At 64.4% G+C, this 17,427-nt stretch carries 11 protein-coding genes; 6 read left to right on the forward strand and 5 right to left on the reverse strand.

Annotated elements, in window-relative coordinates:
• Positions 1–228: 228 nt before the first annotated feature.
• A complete protein-coding gene (locus BBIA_RS08825; RefSeq protein WP_033496233.1) occupies positions 229–963 on the reverse strand; it encodes a copper homeostasis protein CutC in 735 nt (244 codons plus the stop codon).
• A gap of 273 nt (positions 964–1,236) precedes the next feature.
• Here BBIA_RS08825 and BBIA_RS08830 point away from each other — a divergent pair, with 273 nt between their 5' ends.
• The 6 genes from BBIA_RS08830 to BBIA_RS08860 all read left to right on the forward strand — a co-directional run bounded on the left by BBIA_RS08830 (position 1,237) and on the right by BBIA_RS08860 (position 8,559).
• A complete protein-coding gene (locus BBIA_RS08830; RefSeq protein ID WP_033496231.1) occupies positions 1,237–2,454 on the forward strand; it encodes an ROK family transcriptional regulator in 1,218 nt (405 codons plus the stop codon).
• A gap of 90 nt (positions 2,455–2,544) precedes the next feature.
• On the forward strand, positions 2,545–3,441 hold the full coding sequence (locus tag BBIA_RS08835; RefSeq protein ID WP_033496229.1) for a carbohydrate kinase family protein: 897 nt from the start codon (positions 2,545–2,547) through the stop codon (positions 3,439–3,441).
• Between the two features lie 360 nt (positions 3,442–3,801).
• Positions 3,802–4,191, forward strand: a complete 390-nt coding sequence (locus tag BBIA_RS08845) for a VOC family protein (protein WP_033496225.1) — start codon at positions 3,802–3,804, stop codon at positions 4,189–4,191.
• Between the two features lie 87 nt (positions 4,192–4,278).
• Positions 4,279–5,661: an L-fucose:H+ symporter permease gene (fucP, locus tag BBIA_RS08850; protein ID WP_033496223.1), complete on the forward strand. Its 1,383-nt coding sequence runs from the start codon at positions 4,279–4,281 to the stop codon at positions 5,659–5,661.
• Between the two features lie 255 nt (positions 5,662–5,916).
• Positions 5,917–7,218 (forward strand): glycoside hydrolase family 125 protein, encoded by a 1,302-nt coding sequence (locus tag BBIA_RS08855; RefSeq protein WP_033496221.1) that lies wholly within the window; start codon positions 5,917–5,919, stop codon positions 7,216–7,218.
• A gap of 105 nt (positions 7,219–7,323) precedes the next feature.
• Positions 7,324–8,559, forward strand: a complete 1,236-nt coding sequence (locus BBIA_RS08860; RefSeq protein WP_033496220.1) for an AGE family epimerase/isomerase — start codon at positions 7,324–7,326, stop codon at positions 8,557–8,559.
• A gap of 136 nt (positions 8,560–8,695) precedes the next feature.
• Here BBIA_RS08860 and BBIA_RS08865 read toward each other — a convergent pair whose 3' ends face one another.
• The 4 genes from BBIA_RS08865 to BBIA_RS08880 all read right to left on the reverse strand — a co-directional run bounded on the left by BBIA_RS08865 (position 8,696) and on the right by BBIA_RS08880 (position 17,259).
• The gene (locus BBIA_RS08865) at positions 8,696–10,180 is read right to left on the reverse strand and encodes an alpha-L-fucosidase (protein ID WP_081892200.1); all 1,485 of its coding nucleotides are present in this window, start codon (positions 10,178–10,180) and stop codon (positions 8,696–8,698) included.
• Between the two features lie 56 nt (positions 10,181–10,236).
• Positions 10,237–11,355 carry a LacI family DNA-binding transcriptional regulator gene (locus BBIA_RS08870; RefSeq protein WP_081892202.1) on the reverse strand — a complete coding sequence of 373 codons (1,119 nt, stop codon included), beginning with the start codon at positions 11,353–11,355 and terminating at the stop codon, positions 10,237–10,239.
• A 211-nt stretch (positions 11,356–11,566) separates the two neighbouring features.
• Entirely contained in the window at positions 11,567–14,377 is a 2,811-nt protein-coding gene (locus BBIA_RS08875) for an endo-beta-N-acetylglucosaminidase (protein ID WP_033496218.1), read from the reverse strand.
• Between the two features lie 281 nt (positions 14,378–14,658).
• Positions 14,659–17,259: a glycoside hydrolase family 31 protein gene (locus tag BBIA_RS08880; protein ID WP_033496217.1), complete on the reverse strand. Its 2,601-nt coding sequence runs from the start codon at positions 17,257–17,259 to the stop codon at positions 14,659–14,661.
• Positions 17,260–17,427 lie beyond the last annotated feature (168 nt).

Genomic DNA, 17,427 nt, shown 5'->3' on the forward strand with positions numbered 1-17,427 from the left:
GTTGTCTGGCTGCCACTCCACTGTGGCAACTGCGTCTTACCCTACACCGCCAATCCTTAAATGTCAACTACCTTTACATTAACCGCGTGTTCCACTGAAACCCATTGAAATTAAGCCATTACTCTATATGCAACTACCTTTGCAGCCAACATTTGGTAAATCTTCTTAACAAAAAGCTCCCGATCCTCGCAAAGAGATCGGGAGCACAACACGAAATGCAGAAGCTCGTCAACGCATGGCGGCGACGGCAGCTCGTACGGCGGAGCGGTCCGTCTTTTCGATGCGGGCGTCCGCGCCGCCGCCGCCCGGACCCCCGGGAGACGGAATGGTTGTTTTAGCGCTCATGTGCACGGCGTCGACGCCGGTGGCGCGTAGCGCGGGTATCGAGGGGATCGTCACACCGCCACCAGCCTCGATCTGGATGCGACCGGCCGCATGCGCGACGAGATCGCACAGCCGGTCCAGCGCCTGCGGCGCGGTGGGCTCGCCACCGGAGGTGAGCACGCGCGTGTAGCCGAGCTCGATGAGCGTGTCGAGCGCGGCGAACTGATCGGGCACCACATCGAAGGCGCGGTGGAACGTGATCTGCACTCTTCGGTTGCATCGTTCAGCCTCGGCCCGAGCCTCGTCGGCCAGCTGTTCGGCGGCCGCCACGTCGATGGTACCGTCCGGCTTGAGCGCTCCGATCACCACACCGGACGCGCCGGCGAGAATGGCTGACCGCACGTCCACGGCCATGACGTGCAGTTCCCCAGCATCGAACACGAACGCGCCGCCGCGCGGGCGGATCAAAGCCTGTACGCCCTGCGGCACGCCGACGTGCGCGCATGACTGGATAAGTCCGAAACTCGGGGTCACTCCCCCGGTGGCGCCGAGCGCCATGCACAGCTCGATGCGGTCCGCACCCTCCTCAAGCGCGATGATCGCGCCGTCGACGTCCTGTACCGCGATTTCCAGTGTCATCCCATCTCCTTCGATGCTCTCTCCCGTGTATCACTGCCACGCACGGGACAAAGCCGAGCGCGTCATGTTCCAGATTGTCGCATCGCCGCGACCGTGGCAAATAGGCGACACGCCGTGCGTCAATCGATTTGCGATCATTGATTAACGGCGTTAATATATAAACATCGTTCAGCTTCAACGACGAACACATCACCGCCGATCCAAGCACGACGATACCGCACCACAACCGTACGCGCCACGCGACGACGCAACGAGCCAGCAAAGGAGCAGGACATGGCAGACAACGGCATCACCGCAACGTCCATCGCATCCGTCTCCGAAGCGAACCGCTCACGCATCATGCGTCACCTGTACCGCAACGGTGTATGCTCGCGCGCGCAGATCGCCGAAGCGCTGGGACTCACCCCGGCCGCCGTCACCAAGATCACCGCGCGACTCATCGAAACCGGCGTGATCCGCGAAACCGGAGGCATGGAGGGACGCAAGAACCGCCGTTCCATCGGGCTCGAGCTCAACATCGGCTCGTTCCACGTCGTCGGCGTCAAGTTCGCCCGCAGCATCGTCCAAATCGGCCTGTTCGACCTCGCCGGCACGCCGCTCGACGTGCGCGAGCTGGACAAGGTCACCGAAGACAAGATCCCCGCCACGCTCGCCGAAATCCATCGCATCGTGGACGCCATGCTCGACGCCGACCAATCGATCGTGGCCGTCGGCATGGCAGTGCCCGGCCCGTATCTCAAGGATTCCGGGCGCACCGCGGTCGTCTCCTCCATGCAGGGGTGGAAGCGGGTCAACTTCCTCGACGAATTCGCACACGCCTTCCGCGTGCCCGTGTTCGTCGAGCAGGACGCCCGTGCGGGAGCGCTCGCGCAGTGCCTGTTCGACCCGGTCAACGCGGGGGCCGACTCGCTCGCCTACTATCTGATCGGCGAAGGCGTGGGACTGGGTGTCGTCGAACGCGGGCGCATCATCGACGGCCATCTCGGCGCGGCCACCGAACTCGGCCACGTCAGCGTCGACGTCGTCAACGGACTGCCGTGCGAATGCGGCAATGTCGGCTGCCTCGAACGCTACTGCTCGGCCACCGCCATCCACCGCATGATCGTCGAGGCGGGCGACCTGATCGACGGCGCGGACCGGCTTACGCACGCGCAGGCATGCCGCGCACTGTTCGCCAAGGCCGCGGACGGCGACGAACGCGCGACGGCGATCGTGCGCAAGGCCGCACGCTACATCGCGTTCGGCTGCGTGACCATCATCAACATGTTCAATCCCGAACGGATCGTCATCGGCGACATCGGCGCGGCGGCCGGACCGCTGCTGCTCGACGTCGTACGGGAAACCGTCGACCGGCACGTGCTGCCCGAACTCAATGAGTCGACCGTCATCACACTCTCGTCGCTCCCCTCGGACGCGGCGCTCGGCGGAGCAGCGGCGGTGGCAATCGACCGATTCCTCGAACGCCCCTCGGCGTTCCTCGAGCCCGCCTGACCGGCGCGCCAACAAGATTTGCAACTACAATCGAAAGTGCAAGTGCCCACGTCCGCACGGCCGCGGGCCACAAACAAGAAAGGAACCATCATGGCCAAGCCCATCGTCCTGTCCCTTGGAGAACTGCTGTGGGACATGCTGCCCGGAGGCAAGCGTGCAGGCGGCGCCCCCGTCAACTTCGCGTACCACGCGATGATGAACGGCACCGAAGGCTGGTCCATCAGCGCGGTCGGCGAGGACGAACTCGGCGACGAGCTGCTCGTGGAAGCCGAGAAGGCCGGCATCCACACCATCATCCAGCGCAACGCCTGGCCGACCTCCACCGTCGAAGTGGCCCTGAAGAACGGCATCCCGGAGTACACCATCGTCAAGGGCGTGGCATGGGATCACATCCTGCTCACCCGCCAGCTCATCGAGGTCGCCGAGAAGGCCGACGCCGTCTGCTTTGGCACGCTGGCCCTGCGCTCCCCCGAGTCGCACGACACCATCGTCGAGCTGCTCAAGCACACCAAGCCGTCCGCGATGCGCTTCTTCGACATCAACCTGCGTGGTGACCACTACTCCAAGGAGCTCATCGAAGAGCTGCTCGGCTACGCCACCGTGTTCAAGATCAACGACGCCGAACTACTGCTCCTGCGCGACATGTTCGACATCCGCGGCACCTCCGACGACGAGGCCTGCCGCTGGTTCATGAACGAATACGGCCTGGATTACATCATCCTGACCGGCGGTTCGACCTTCTCCACCATCATCTCCAAGAACGGCGAATCCTCGACGCTGAACACCCCGCACGTCGAGGTCAACGACACCGTGGGCGCCGGCGATTCCTTCTCCGGCACGTTCACCGGCAAGATCCTCACCGGCTCCACGCTGGCCGAGGCCCATCGCGCCGCCGTGAACACCGCCGCCTACGTGTGCACGCAGGCCGGCGCGTGGCCGAAGTACCCGGAGGTCATGCCGGACTACCTCGCCGAAGCCGGCGAGTGATCGGTCCGATGACCGACCTTCGATCAGACGCCCGGTCATCTGGTCAACCGGCCGTCTGATCGGCCAGCCCATCGAACGCCGTCCTCTTGTCCCCGCATTGCATCAGGGACGAGAGGACGACGTTCGTCGTATGCGTTGCAGCTGCATCTCGTTGCCGCGCCATTGCCGCGACGAGGCAACCCCAGTGCTCCGCGCCGGATGTGCGCGCTAACGACATTCCGGACACGCGGGAAAATCCGCCGAATTCCGCCCATAGAACCGGTTCGACATATACTGGGACAAGGTTGTGCCTCCACGCCCGCATCGCCGCGCGGCCAAGAGGCCGGCCGACAAGGGCTCATTTTCCGAAGGAGGACTCCCATGAGCATTCGCGACACCGTCACCGGCGTGCAGCACGTCGGCATCCCCACCACCGATCTCGAGGGCACCATCGCCTATTACGAGAAGCTCGGATTCGAATGCCTCGGCATCTACCCGAACGGCGAGGACCGCTGCACGTTCCTGCGCCTGAACAACCTCACGCTCGAGGTGTGGACCATGAACCCGACGCCGATGGAAAACGGCGCGATCAACCACTTCGCACTCGACTCGACCGATATCGAAGCCTCGTTCGCCGAAGCGCAGAAGCTCGGCCTGAACTTCGTCGAGGGCTCCATTCAGCACATCGACACCTTCTGGGAGCACGGCATCCGCTACTTCAACGTGCTCGGCCCCAACCACGAAGTCATCGAGTTCTGCCAGATCATGTGACTTTTCGGGCGGCCAAGAGGTCACAGGGCCGCCGACGTCAGCTATCAGGAACCATTGCCTGCACGTTCGAAAAGGGGGACATTTATCATGGGCAAGACCGCTGACAAGACCACGCCGTGGGTGGAAAGCCCCGACGGATATCTCGACCGCACGCCGGTGCTCCAGTTCGCGATGACTTCGGTGCTGTTCGCCTTCTGGGCGATCGCCTCGAGCCTCAACGACGTGCTCATCACCCAGTTCAAGCCGGTGTTCGAGCTGACCGACATGCAGACCGCGCTCGTGCAGAGCGCGTTCTACGCCGGATACTTCATCATCGCCATCCCCGCCTCGCTGTTCATCAAGAAGACCAGCTACAAGGTGGGCATCATGACCGGCCTCGCGTTCTTCGCGCTCGGCTGCTTCATCTTCTTCCCGGCCTCTCGTCTGATCACGTACGAGATCTTCCTGTTCGCCATCTTCGTCGAGGCGATCGGTCTGAGCTTCCTCGAAACCTCCGCCGACACGTACGCCACGCTGCTCGGCCCGAAGCGCCTGAGCACGCTGCGCCTGAACGTCGCGCAGACCATGAACGCGCTCGGCCTGCTCACCGGCGTGCTGCTCGGCAAGTACTTCGTGTTCCAGGACTCCAACCTGCACACCGAGATGGAGAAGCTGCGCAAGACCGATCCGCAGGGCGCGCTCGATCTCGCCTCCGAACAGCTTGGCCGCACGCTGCAGCCGTACATCGTGGTCATGATCGTCATGCTCGTGTTCATCGTGCTGTTCGCGATCGTCAAGTTCCCGAAGTGCCGCCCGCAGACCAAGGAAGGCGACGTGGCCAAGGCCACGCTCGGCGAAACGATGAACTATCTCGGCCACAACGGCCGCTTCTGGCAGGGCATCGCAATCCAGTTCATCTACATCGGCGCGCAAACCGGCATCTGGTCGTTCACCATGCGACTGGCGCTCAACGTGTCCGAACAGGCCGGCGCCCCGATCTCCGACCGCGAATCCGCAAACTACATGATGATCAGCTACATCATCTTCTTCGTCGGCCGTATCTCCGCCTCCTACCTGCTGTCGAAGTTCCGCGAGACGCGCGTGCTCGCGGTCTACATGATCGTCGGTTGCGTGGTGCTCATCGGCACGGCGTTCGTGCCTGGCATGGCGTCCGTCTGGCTGGCCGTGCTCGTCTCCCTGTTCTTGGGACCGGGCTGGCCGACGATCTACTCGCGCACGCTCAAGACCGTCGAGGACCGTCGCCACACCGAGACCGCCGGCGCGATCATCGTGATGGCGCTGGTCGGCGGCGCGATCCTGCCGATGGCGCAGGGCGCGCTCTCCGACGCGGTGAACATGCAGTTCTCGTTCATTCTGCCGGCCATCGAGCTGCTCATCGTGGGTCTGTACTTCGTCTCCGAGTTCAAGCGCGACAAGTACACCCCGGCCCAGCTCAAGGCCATGACCGAGAAGGGCGAGATCGCCAACTGACGGTTCCTTTTCGGAACCGATTCCCACTCTTTCTTTCCAGGGACACAGGCCCCGCTTCGGCGGGGCCTTTTTCGTGTCTCCTGTTCTATGGCCCGCCCACCGCCTGCCTTACGGCGCTCACGCATGGTTTCCATCTCCCCCAGTCAGTGGATCACCGCCTTTTCGCGCATGATGGCGTGTCGGGAACTAAACCGATTTAGAATAGTCCCGACAACATTGATTAACATCGTTAACAAAGAAGTTAGGCGGACCACCATGGCATACACCGAGATCCCCTCCAGCGTGGCGGCGTTTATGCAGCGCATCACCGACCTGTGTGGCGAGGAGCACGCCAGATGGGCGGAGAACTTCAACGCGTGCTTTGCGAACACGCTCACCACCACCGTGAACCGCCACGAGGACGGCACCACGTTCCTGCTCACCGGCGACATTCCTGCGATGTGGCTGCGCGATTCGACCGCCCAGCTGCGCCCGTACCTGCCCATCGCCGCCGAAGACGACGATCTGGCCGCGATGATCGAAGGCCTGGTGCGCCAGCAGTTCCGCTTCATCAACATCGACCCGTACGCGAACGCATTCAACGAGACGCCGTCCGGCGCCAGCTGGGACAAGGACGACCGCTCCGACTTCTCCAGCCCGTGGCTGTGGGAGCGCAAGTACGAGGTGGACTCGCTGTGCTATCCGATCCAGCTCGCATGGCTGCTCTACGCGAACACCGGCCGCACCTCGCAGTTCGACGACGAGTTCGTCGCCGGCGTGAAGCGCGTCCTCGACGTATTCGAAACGGAACAGGACCATGCGGCGCGCTCGCCGTACTTCTTCGTGCGCGACTGCGACATCCCCACCGAGTCGCTCGTCAACGACGGCAAGGGCTCCCCCGTCGCCGTCACCGGCATGACGTGGTCCGGCTTCCGCCCGAGCGACGACGCGTGCACGTATCACTATCTCGTGCCGTCGAACATGTTCGCGGCCGTGGTCATGGGCTATCTGGATCGCATCTTCGGCGGCGACGTTCTGAACGATCCGGCGATCGCCGGCCGCGCGGCAGATCTGCGCGCGTCGATCACGGACGGCATCGCGCGTCATGCGACGACGACCAACGCTCAGGGCGAGACGATCTGGGCGTACGAGACGGACGGCCTCGGCCACTTCAACATCATGGACGACAGCAACGTGCCGAGCCTCATGGCCGCGCCGTATCTGGGCTTCTGCAAGCCGGACGATCCGACGTATCTGGCGACGCGCCGCACGCTGCTCAGCCGCGAGAACCCGTACTACTACGAGGGCAAGCATCTGCGCGGCATCGGCTCGCCGCATACGCCGGAGAACTACGTGTGGCCGATTGCGCTCGCCGTCGAGGCGATGACCAGCGACGACCACGACTACAAGGCGCAGGTGCTCGACCGGCTCGTCGCCACCGACGCGGGCACGCACCTGATGCACGAGGGCATCGACGTGAACGATCCGACGAAGTACACGCGCGAATGGTTCAGCTGGTCGAACATGATGTTCTGCGAGCTGGTGATGGACTACTTCGACATTCGCGTCAAGCGCTGACGAAACATGCGTATAATAATCCCAGAACGGTAAGCGCTTTCCCAACACTGTCCTGACAACCACAACCCTTCGGCCACGGCCGACAAAACCCAAGGAAGGAATACTATGACCACCAATCCCAAGTACGTGCTCGGCACTGAAGCCAACCGCATCTTCATGGCCTCGGAAACCTACGAGCTGCTGAACTTCGGCAAGGGCTTTCCGGCAGCCGTCGGCGGTTCCGGCTGGCTGAACTCCGACGGCACCATCGACCCGTCGCACGGCGAGGAGACCTGGATCACCAGCCGCATGGCGCACGTCTACTCCATCGGCGAGATGCTCGGCTATCCGGGCGCCGGCGAACTGGCCAACAAGGCACTCGCGGGCCTGACCGGCGTCCTGCACGACGACAAGAACGGCGGCTGGTATCCGCAGGTGCACGAGGACGGCACCCCGGAGCCGGGCAAGGTCTGCTACGCGCACGCGTTCGTGATCCTCGCCGCATCCTCTGCGCTGCTCGCCGGCCGCCCGGGCGCCAAGGAGCTGCTCGACGAGGCGCTCGCCACCTACGACAAGCACTTCTGGGACGAGGAGACCGGCCTCGCGGTGGACACCTGGAACACTGAATTCACCGAGCTCGACCCGTACCGCGGCCTCAACGCGAACATGCACACTGTCGAGGCGTTCCTCGCCGTGGCCGATGCCACCGGCGACAACTCCTACCGTGTGCGCGCCGGCCGCATCATCAAGCACGTGCTCGGCTGGGCCGAGAACAACGAGTGGCGCATCCCGGAGCACTTCGGCTCCGACTGGACCGTCGAACTCGAGTTCAACGCCGACAAGAAGGACGATCAGTTCAAGCCGTACGGCGCCACCCCGGGCCACGGCATCGAATGGGCGCGCCTGATCACCCAGTGGGCGCTCAGCTCCTTCCCGAACGCGGACGTGGCCGCCTCGTACGTCGAGGCCGCCGAGCATTTGTTCGCACGCGCCGTCGCCGACGCGTGGAACGCGGACGGTACCGTGGGCCTCGCCTACACGACCGACTGGAACGGCAAGCCGGTGGTCACCGACCGCATGCACTGGACTCTGGCAGAGGCGCTCAACACCTCCGCCTCGCTGTACGCGGCGACCGGCAAGGACGAGTACGCGCAGTGGTACGCCACGTTCGCGCAGTACGTCGACGAGTACGTCATCGACCACCAGGGCGGTTCCTGGTTCCACCAGCTCGACAAGGACAACCACGTGATCGGCACCGTGTGGCCGGGCAAGTCCGACCTGTACCACGCGTTCCAGTCCACGCTCATCCCGTTCCTCGACCCGTCGGTGTCCATCGCCACGGCCGTCAAGAACGCGGAGTGATGTCGTAGCGTTGCGCGCCGATCCTGACTTCGGCACGCAACGCATGCCGTGTCCATCTCCTTAACTCATCATCATGCGAAAGAGGCTTCCCGCACACTTACGGGAAGCCTCTTTCATATGGGCAAAGCGATTGCCGTCAGGCGACAGCGACGCGGAAGACGACCGGGGCATCGCCGGGGATCGTCGGCGCGTGCACTTCGAGCGCAGTGTCGTCGCGTTTCCATGCGACATGGTCCGCGACGCCGAGCACGTCGACATGGTCGATGAGCCCGTGGAAGTCGGCGTTGTGCTCAGCGTCACCTTCCTTGAGCCGTTCGAAACGGTACACGCCATCGGCCGCCGGGCGCATGGCGATCGCATACAGATTGGAACCGTTGACCGTGTACCGCACGTCGCGCGAAGTGAAGTTCTTCTTGACCGCATCGGAGAACTGGCCTTCGATGATCTGCGTCGGGCCTTCGCCGAACCGCTTCCACGGCTTGGAACCATAAATCGCCTCACCGTTGACGCGCATCCAGCCGCCGATGCCGTTGAGCACGGCGAGATCCTCGTCGCCGATCGTGCCGTCCGGTTTCGGGCCGACGTTGAGCAGCAGGTTGCCGTTCTTGGAGACGATGTCGACCAGATCCTGCAGGATCTCCTCGTACGGGCGGTACTGGTTATTTTCGGTGTAACACCACGAGTTCAACGCAATCGCCATGTCAGTCTGCCAATGGTACGGCTTCGCCTCGGCGAGCTGCCCGCGCTCCACGTCCGGCGTGGCGGTGCCGAACATGAACGAATCCTGCTTGTAGCAGATCGTGACTTCCTCGCTCCATTCGTCCGCCCGGTCGTAGTAGTACGCGGCGAACTTCTTCAGATACGGCTGGACGGCCTCGTGCAGGATCCACCAGTCGAAATAGAGCACCTTCGGCCGGTACTCGTCCACGATCTCACACGCGCGCAGCAGCCAGTCCTCAAGGAACTCCGCGGTCGGAGCCGGCTTGCCGTGTTGGTCCATGTGGTCTGGCTCCGGCATGGCCGGCCAGTAGAAGTCGCCGCGTCTGAGCGGCTCGTGGATGTCGCTGTCGAACTCCTTACCGTGGCCCATGAAGAACCAGTGCTCCACACGGTGCGACGACGCGCCGTTCACCAACCCACGCTCGTGGAACGCGCGCGTCAGCTCGCCGAGCACGTCGCGCTTCGGCCCCATCTCCACCGCGTTCCAGTGCGACAGACGGCTCCGGTACATCTGGAACCCGTCATGGTGTTCGGCGACCGGCACCACATATCGGGCGCCGGTACGCTTGAACAGATCCGCCCACGCGTCCGGGTCGAAACGCGGCGCAGTGAACATCGGAATGAAGTCCTTGTAGCCGAACTCCTTCTGCGGCCCGTAGGTCGCGACGTGGTGCTCGAACTCCTTCGACCCCTGAATGTACATGTTGCGCGAATACCATTCGCTGCCGAACGATGGCACCGAGTAGACGCCCCAGTGGATGAAGATGCCGAACTTCGCGTCCTCGAACCACTGCGGCGTGCGATGCTGTTGCAGCGACGCCCAATCGTCCTTGAACCGTCCGCGCGCGATCGCCTCATCAATCGTCGCGAGATCACGTTTCATGTCCTCATTGCTTTCCATGCCGCTCCCCCATGGTCGCTCGCATCCATTGTCCCATCAGTGTACAACGCGCACGCTCAGATGGACTTGAGTGTGCTGTCGCGTACGACGAGCGTGGGGGTGAGGATCTTGCGGTTACCGCTCACCTGCTCGCCGGCAAGCACCTTAAGCAGCAGCCGGGCCACTTTCGCGCCGTATTCGCCGGCGTCGCGGTGCACCGACGTGATGGACGGGTAGGCCGCCTCGCACACGAAGCTGTCCTCGAAGCTGACGATGGCGGGCAGGCCACCGGGATAGCGCCGCTCCCCCGACAGGCCGGCGAGGTCCTCGTCGACGAGCCGTTCGGTGACGGCGTGCAGGCTGGCGGCGGCGAGCGTTTCGCTTTCATAGATGAACGCGGTGGGCGGCACGGGCAGGCGCAGCATCTGCAGCGTCAGGTCGGCAGCCTTGGCCGTGTCGAAGTCGGTGAAGGCCACATGGATGGATTCGAGCCGCTTTTTCTTGGCGAACGCACGGAACGACGCCTCGCGGTCCTTGCTGTAGTCGAGCGTCGGGTCGCCGGACAGGTAGGCGATGCGGCGGTGCCCCTGGTCGAGCAGGTGCTTGAGCACCGTTTCCATGGTGCCCGAGTCGTCGATCGACAGGGACGGCATGAGTCCGCTCGGATCGGGGCCGCCGGCGAGCACGGCGGGAACGCCGAGGTCGGCGAGCAGGGCCGGTCGCGGGTCGTCGGCGCGCAGGTCGACGAGCACCACACCGTCGACGCGCTTGCGTCGCGCCCAGTCCTTGTAAACGGACAGTTCCTCGCGCTGCGACGAGCAGGGGCGGTAGAGCAAGCCATAACCCTTGCGACTGAACGATTCATGCAGGCCGGACATGAAGTGCAGCATGAAGGTTTCGTCCTGCAGGCCGTCGGTCGAGCGGGTCGGGGCGAAGCCGACGGTCATAGTTTTGGACGAGCCGAGCGCCTGCGCGGCATACACCGGACTCCAGCCGAGTTTGGCCGCGGCCTGCTTGACCTTGCGCTTGGTTTCCTCGGAGACGCCGGGCCGGTCGTTGATCGCGAACGACACGGCGGTCTGGGAGATGCCGAGCTCATCGGCAATGTCCTTGAGGCCCACGCGGCGGGGTTTCGCCGCGGTTCCCGGGGTTCGGCCGGCGCCGCCCCCGGCCTCGTCGGGGCTTTTCGTCACCATTGATTCACTTCCATTCGTACAGCGGCGTTGCCCCCGTCACACTCTTGACAGGATTCACTAAACCGGTTTATCTCAGTGTACCGCAACGCCGCGCCGGTTATTGACAGATTGACAACATATGGGACGATCCCGTGGAACGAATTCCGTTATCAGGAATCATTCCACGGGACCTCACGTTCACACCGGAACCATGTTCACGCCGGAACCGGCATTACAGGATCGCGCCGTCCGCGCCGAGCACCTGCATCTCGTAGATGCGGGCCGCGGTGTCGCTGCCCTGCGTCGGCTTGTCGACCACGAGTTTGACGTAGCGGGCGTTGACCGGAGCGAACGCGTCGGACGTGTTGCCGGCCGTGTTGCCCTTGACGGTCGCCACGGTGGTGAACTCCTTGCCGTCCTCGCTCACGGCGATCGAGTACGCCTGCGTGTTCATGCTCGCGTCCTCGCCGCCGGCCTGCGCGTGGGCGATGTCGACCTGGCTGACGGTTTTCACGTCGCCCAAGTCCACCGTGATCTCGTGCGGGGCCGGACCGGTGACGCACCACTTCTTGGACGTGTCGCCGTCGACTGCAAAGTCGGGCTTCTCGTTGCCGTTGGTGAAGCCGTCGGCCTCGGTGGCCTTGCCCTGCGAGAGCAGCGTCAGTGCGCCGCCGGACTTGATCTTCGAGGAGACGACGATTTCGCCGGCAAGCTTGGTCGTGGCCGTGCCGCTGTCGTTCTTCGCGGTGATCTCGACGTCGTACACGCCTTCCTTGTCGTAGGTGACGGTGACCTTGTCGCCGTCGGCCTTCTCCTGGCTGGAGCCGGGCAGCGACCACGAGACGCTCTTGGTGTTCTTGGAACTGGCGGAGGTGAACGTGACCTCGTCGCCCACGCCGATGAGCGTGCGGGAGACGGTGGCGGCGGCCTTCGGCTTGCTGTTGTCCGGCCAGTCCATGTCGGTCGTGGCGGATGTGCCCTGGTTGCCGTAGCGGTCGACGGGCACGACTTCGAACGTGGTGTTGTTCGTGTCGCCTGTGCGGGTCAGGGACGCGGCGTAGAAGTTCTCGACGTTGGAGATGCCGAGGAAGGAACGGGACTTGTCCTCGTTGATCTTGTACACCTCGTACGCGGCCGCGTCGCCGTCGGCCTTCCACGACAGGCGCACGCCGGCATAAATCGCGTCGTCGTCGAACTGCTTGTCGTCGACGCTGACCGACGTGACCTTGCCGGCCGACGTCTTCTCGGCGCCGTCCTTGAGCGTGATGTTGCCGAGCAGCAGCTGGTAGCCGGCCTTGTCCTCGTCGCTCTGGTAACGGATGTCGAATCCGGTCATCGACTTGCCGGCGTACTTGGACACGTCGTATGTGACTGTCGTCCAGTCCTCGCCGATCTTCTTGTTCGACTTCGGCGCGACGGTTTCGCTCGAACCGTCAGCGAACGTGAGCACGGCGTCAAGTTTGGTGGCGGCGTTCGCCTTGGCCGTCATCGACAGTTCGGTCTTGTCGGCGAGCTTGACGTCGGCCGAATACAGGCGTACGTCGGTGGAGCCGCCCTTCTTGGCCACGCCAGAGAACTTGAGCGACGAGCCGCCGTACCACGCCTCAGCGTCGGAGTAGTCGGCCTTGGTCTTGTTGCCGCCCTCGTCGGAAACGATCCAGCGGTAGGTCGGCTGGATGTCAGAGACGGAGCGGTTGTTCCAGTCCATCTTCGAGATCTGCTTGCCGTCGCGAGAGAAGCCGTAACCGGAACCGTTGTTGAAGTTCGTGACGAACGGCAGCGACGTGATGGCTGACTGTTCGACCACATAGTTGGACACGCCCTGCCACGCCTCGTCGCCGTCGTACGAGTCGTTCTGGCTCGGGTCGCCGGCCTTGTTGACCCACAGGCGGCTTTCGTTGGCGCGGAACGTGGTCGGGTTGCCGGCCGCCCAGTAGGCCCAGCTCGGGCAGTACAGGCCGAGCGACGTGTGGGTCTTGCCGTCGGAGCCGGCGAGCAGGTTCCACTTGACCGGCGTGTCGTAGCCGTTGGCCTGCACGTCGACGCCCGCGTACAGCGAGTACGGGTCGACGCCGATTTCGGTGGCCTTGTCGGCGGACGCCTTGAGCAGGTTCTTGTTGGCCAGCTCGTCCTCGGTCCACCAGAAGTTGAGGAACATGTCGTCGGCGACCTGCGTTTTGCCGTCGGTCATGAACATCTTGTTCTCGTCGGTGAGCGCGTTCTGCCAGTCGATCGTGCCGTCCTTGGTCATCGAATCGTAGTAGACGACGCGCAGGTCGGGCGCCTGCTCCTTCAGGTACTTGATGAACGCCTGCATCTTCTCGGCGTACTTGGCACCGAGCGAGGTTTCGTTCTCGCCTTCGGTCTCCTGGTTGATGAACCAGCCGTCGAAGCCGTACGTCTGGGCGACCTCGATGAGCTTGTCGGCCACCGGGAAGGAACCGTCCTCGTTCTGCTGGAGGGTCTGGTCGAGCCATTCGACCTTGCCGCCGGACACGTTCTGCGGGAAGAACACGGTGCCGAGCACGGGCACGCCGTTGGTGTGGGCCATGTCGGTGACATCCGGGCTGGGCGGCACGATGATGCCCTCGCCGGACGAGCCGCCCCAGTAGACGAGCTGGTCAACGTACTGCCAGTAGGAGAACGTGTTGGCGTTCGCGTTGTTCAGGCCGTGCGGCGCGTTGCCCGACGTGGACGAGTTCATGATGGAGATGGCCATCACCTTGGTGTCCGTGTTCTGGGTCTTGTTGACAGCCTTGAGGTCCTTCTTGTCGACGCGCTTGGCGAGCGGCACGGTGCTCACGTTGTAGGCGAGGTCCGGATCGTCCTTGGCGTTCCATTCGAGTAGGGTGTCGGGGAACCAGTAGGAGGATTCGGGCTGGTTCTTGAGGATGAGCTCCTCGTTCTCGTTTTCGGGCGTGACCGTGTACTTCACGCCGGACGCGCCCGTGGCCGAGCACGCCGCGAGCGAGGCGAGCATGGCGCCCGCGAGCGCCGCCGCCATGAATCGGCGTGACACGGACATGAGTGTCTTCTTGTTCATCGGTTTCCTTTCCTGTCGTCGGCTCTGCCTTGCGCCGACACATTTGTGATAGTTCCCGGACCGTCCTGGTCTTGCGCCCGTTCTTCGGGCATGCTTGCGCCCGGCCGGCCGCATGGGACGGCTGTGATGTGGGGCGTTATCGGGAAATGGTTGTTGGGAAGATGCGTGACGAACCGGTCACGCAGGTTGATGATGGCGGCCGGGTGCGGGAGGAGGAGCCCCCGTCCCGACCGCGCGTGCGACCGTGGCTGCGGTCGCAGGTCTGTTGCGCGCCGGCTGAATCAGCCGCGCAGCAGCACTTCCGCGAGCGCTTCGACGACGCTTTGCGGCATGTGCGAGGAGAACCACTGCGGTTCCCCGTAGTCGCCCGCGGGCATTTCGAGTGTGTGCAGCGAGGCGAGCGCGTTCGCGCCCTCGCGCCGCACGAGATCCCACGCGCGTTCCTTGGTGAAGTAGAGCATCTGCGCGTCGCGCAGCACGGCGAACGCGTCGCGTTCGGTCGGCTGCGGTGCGATCTCGAGCCCGCCGTCGACGACGATGCGCAGGTCGTCCGTGATCGGCACGTCGGCGACGTCGACGGTCAGGCTGAGCGTCGCCTCGTCGTACGTCGCACCGCAGTCGACCGTGCGGCCGCCGATCGTCGCGGTGACGATGCGGGACAGGTCGCGTGTGCGATCGTCGGCCGCATCGTTTGCAGGACCGTTCGCGAGACTGTCGCTGCGATCGTGCACGCGCTCGGCGGCCGGATCGGCGACGCCGCGGAACACGACGCGCCACGACCGACGTTCGGGAACGGCGATCCGCTCCCCCGCCGCTGCGGCGACAGTGAACGCGCCATGCGCCCAGTCGAGCGTAAGGTCGGTGCGGGTCCAGTGATTGGCTTCACCGATGCCGCCGTCGTCCTCCCACAGCGCGAACGAGCCGTCCGCTCCGGGGAAAACGAGCACGTCGAGCGCGGTCGGATTGTCGGTCGAGTTGAGCGGGCCGTTCGTCGTGCCGTCGTGAGCACCGTCGGTCGCGTCGTCGGCGAGCCGCTGCATCGGCACGATGCCACCGGCCTTGGCGAACACGGGCATGCGGTCGAGTCCGCGCCACGCCTGCATCGTGCGGCCGCAATCCGGCCGGGACGCATAGTGGCGCCCGTCGAAGAAGTCGAACCAGTCGCCATGCGGGAACCACACGTCGGCTTTGGCGCGCTGCGTCTCACGGCTGCCGGCCTCGAGGATCGGCGAGACGATGAGTTCGGTGCCGAAGCGGAATTCGGTGGGCACGTTGCCGCCCGTATACCGCCAGTACATGGGCTCGATGAGCGGTTCGCCGTCGACGGCGGCGCGGCGGTTCATCGAGTACAGGTACGGGATGAGCCGGTGGCGCAATCTGAGCGCGTCCGTCATGGCCGCGCGGGTCTCGGCGTGGAAGTTCCACGGTTCCTTGCCGTTGAACGGCGAGTCGGTCGAGTGCAGGCGGTTGATCGGACTGAACGTGCCGAGCTGGTACCATCGGGCTTCCAGCTCCTCGTCGCGGTAGCCGAACATGTGGCCGCCGATGTCGTGGCTCCACCATCCGTAGCCGATGTTGGAGGCCATGGCGGTGAAGTACGGCTGGAATTTGAGCGACTCCCACGTGACGACCGTGTCGCCGGAGAAGCCGACCGGGTAGCGGTGCGAGCCGTATCCGGAGTAGCGGGAGAACGTGATCGGCCGTTCGCCGCGGCGGGACGAGTCGAGATAGTGCAGGTGGTTGAGCATCCACAGCGGGTCGAGGCCCTTGACGCGAGTGACACCGTCCTGCTGCCAGTCGATCCACCAGAAGTCGACGCCCTCGTCCTCGAGCGGGTGGAGCACCTGCTCGAAGTAGGCGTTCATGAACGCGGGGTCGGCCGCGTCGAATTCGACGGCGCTGCCCTGCGCCGGGTCCTTGCCGAGCGCCTTGCAGACGCGTTCGTAGGATTCCTCGAACGCGCGGATGCCGTCGCGCGGGTGCAGGTTGAGCGTGGTGCGCATGCCGTGGTCGTGCAGCCAGCCAAGGAATTCGGCCGGATGCGCGAACAGGTCGCGGTTCCAGGTGAATCCGGTCCAGCCGGAGCCGTACTTCGGGTCCACGTCGGTGACGTGCCAGTCCATGTCGATCACGGCGACGGTGAACGGCACGCCTTCGCGCTCAAAGCGTTCGACGAGCGTGCGGTATTCTCCGTCCGAATAGCGGTGGTAGCGGCTCCACCAGTTGCCGAACGCCCAACGCGGCAGCAGCGGGACGGGGCCGGTGAGACGGTAGTAGTCGCGCAGCGCCTCGCGGATGCGCCCCGCATGGCCGAACAGATACAGGTCGCGCGTGGCGTGCGGCTTGGCCTTGACCCATTCGCCGAACGGGTTGGTCCGGCCGTTGACCTCGGGCATGTCGCGCACGAGATTGTCGGCCGAATCGTCGATGATCGCCCAGCCGTCGCCGGACAGCAGGCCCGGTTCGAGCGGCGTAGGACCGTCGACCTGGTCGAGCGTGCGCGTGGTGCCGCCGCTGTTGGCGGACTGCGAGTCGCCGTAGCGCCACGTGTTGTGCTGCGACGGCGAGTCCTTGACAGTGACCGCAAGACCTTCCGCACTGAACGGCTCGCCGTTGTACGAGATGCGCAGATGGTCAGTTTCGATGTCGATCCAACCGTCCGCGTCACGGCGCACGTCGAAGCGCGGCACGCTGCCGAAGTCGCGGCTGACGACGGTTTGCGTGCGGTCGTCGACGAATTCGCCGCTGTCGGACCATTCGAGGCGCACCAGCGAGTCGGTGAGGATGCCGATGCGCCAGCGGTCGCCCTGGACGACGCATTGGGGGTTCATGCGGGGGTTACCCGCCTTCGATTCTGCCGTGAACCGTGCCGCGTCGACCATGACGACCGCCTTTCCTGTGTGGGTGCGTGGCTTGCGGGTGTTTGGCGCACCCGCTCGCCGCCTATTGTATTCGCCTCTATTCGCCCTTGTCGGCGAACGCCGGGTCGGAGACCGCGCTGTACGCGTTGCCGGCCACGGCCTCGACGCGTTCGACGCGGGTGATGCCGC

Source organism: Bifidobacterium biavatii DSM 23969 (genome assembly GCF_000741165.1).
GTDB classification, from domain to species: Bacteria; Actinomycetota; Actinomycetes; order Actinomycetales; family Bifidobacteriaceae; genus Bifidobacterium; species Bifidobacterium biavatii.

Excerpts from the sequence above, each read along its gene's own strand:
- fucP (WP_033496223.1), top strand. The coding sequence starts at position 4,279 with ATGGGCAAGACCGCTGACAAGACCACGCCGTGGGTGGAAAGCCCCGAC.
- BBIA_RS08855 (WP_033496221.1), top strand. The coding sequence starts at position 5,917 with ATGGCATACACCGAGATCCCCTCCAGCGTGGCGGCGTTTATGCAGCGC.
- BBIA_RS08860 (WP_033496220.1), top strand. The coding sequence starts at position 7,324 with ATGACCACCAATCCCAAGTACGTGCTCGGCACTGAAGCCAACCGCATC.
- BBIA_RS08835 (WP_033496229.1), top strand. The coding sequence starts at position 2,545 with ATGGCCAAGCCCATCGTCCTGTCCCTTGGAGAACTGCTGTGGGACATG.
- BBIA_RS08880 (WP_033496217.1), bottom strand. The coding sequence starts at position 17,259 with ATGGTCGACGCGGCACGGTTCACGGCAGAATCGAAGGCGGGTAACCCC.
- BBIA_RS08865 (WP_081892200.1), bottom strand. The coding sequence starts at position 10,180 with ATGGAAAGCAATGAGGACATGAAACGTGATCTCGCGACGATTGATGAG.
- BBIA_RS08825 (WP_033496233.1), bottom strand. The coding sequence starts at position 963 with ATGACACTGGAAATCGCGGTACAGGACGTCGACGGCGCGATCATCGCG.
- BBIA_RS08875 (WP_033496218.1), bottom strand. The coding sequence starts at position 14,377 with ATGAACAAGAAGACACTCATGTCCGTGTCACGCCGATTCATGGCGGCG.
- BBIA_RS08870 (WP_081892202.1), bottom strand. The coding sequence starts at position 11,355 with ATGGTGACGAAAAGCCCCGACGAGGCCGGGGGCGGCGCCGGCCGAACC.
- BBIA_RS08830 (WP_033496231.1), top strand. The coding sequence starts at position 1,237 with ATGGCAGACAACGGCATCACCGCAACGTCCATCGCATCCGTCTCCGAA.
- BBIA_RS08845 (WP_033496225.1), top strand. The coding sequence starts at position 3,802 with ATGAGCATTCGCGACACCGTCACCGGCGTGCAGCACGTCGGCATCCCC.